Consider the following 875-nt stretch of genomic DNA (forward strand, 5'->3'; position numbering starts at 1 on the left):
GGACAGTGCGTCTACCTGGTGGACGACCTGCCCTCGGAACTGGATGAGCAGCATCGAATGGCTCTTTGCCGCTTGCTTGAAGATTTGGGTTGCCAGGTATTCATCACCTGCGTGGACCCGCAACTATTGAAAGACGGCTGGCGCACGGATACGCCGGTATCCATGTTCCACGTGGAACATGGAAAAGTCTCTCAGACCACGACCATCGGGAGTGAAGCATGAGCGAGAACAACACGTACGACTCTTCCAGCATCAAGGTGGTGAAGGGGCTGGATGCCGTACGCAAGCGCCCCGGCATGTACATCGGCGACACCGACGATGGCACCGGTCTGCACCACATGGTGTTCGAGGTGGTGGATAACTCCATCGACGAAGCGCTGGCCGGTTACTGCAGCGAAATCAGCATCACCATCCATACGGATGAGTCGATCACTGTCCGCGACAATGGACGCGGTATTCCGGTGGATATCCACAAGGAAGAAGGGGTTTCTGCGGCGGAAGTGATCATGACCGTCCTCCACGCCGGCGGCAAGTTCGACGACAACACCTACAAGGTGTCCGGCGGCTTGCACGGTGTGGGCGTCTCGGTGGTGAACGCGCTGTCCCATGAACTACGCCTGACCATCCGTCGCCACAACAAGGTCTGGGAACAGGTCTACCACCACGGCGTTCCGCAGTTCCCACTGCGCGAAGTGGGCGAGACCGATGGCTCCGGCACCGAAGTTCACTTCAAGCCGTCCCCGGAGACCTTCAGCAACATCCACTTCAGTTGGGACATCCTGGCCAAGCGCATCCGCGAGCTGTCCTTCCTCAACTCCGGCGTCGGCATCCTGCTGCGCGACGAGCGTACCGGCAAGGAGGAGCTGTTCAAGTAC

The 875-nt window shown here is 59.2% G+C and carries 1 protein-coding gene and 1 pseudogene; both read left to right on the plus strand.

Annotation, left to right across the window (positions count from 1 at the left end):
• A pseudogene (locus tag MTX36_RS29435) lies at nucleotides 1-215 on the plus strand (DNA replication and repair protein RecF); the annotation flags it as partial.
• Between the two features lie 3 nt (nucleotides 216-218).
• Nucleotides 219-875: ATP-binding protein (locus tag MTX36_RS29440; protein ID WP_243623197.1), on the plus strand; the 657-nt coding region annotated here is incomplete at its 3' end.

The sequence above is a fragment of the Rhodococcus sp. ARC_M6 genome, from assembly GCF_022810305.1.
Taxonomy (GTDB): domain Bacteria; phylum Actinomycetota; class Actinomycetes; order Mycobacteriales; family Mycobacteriaceae; genus Rhodococcus_F.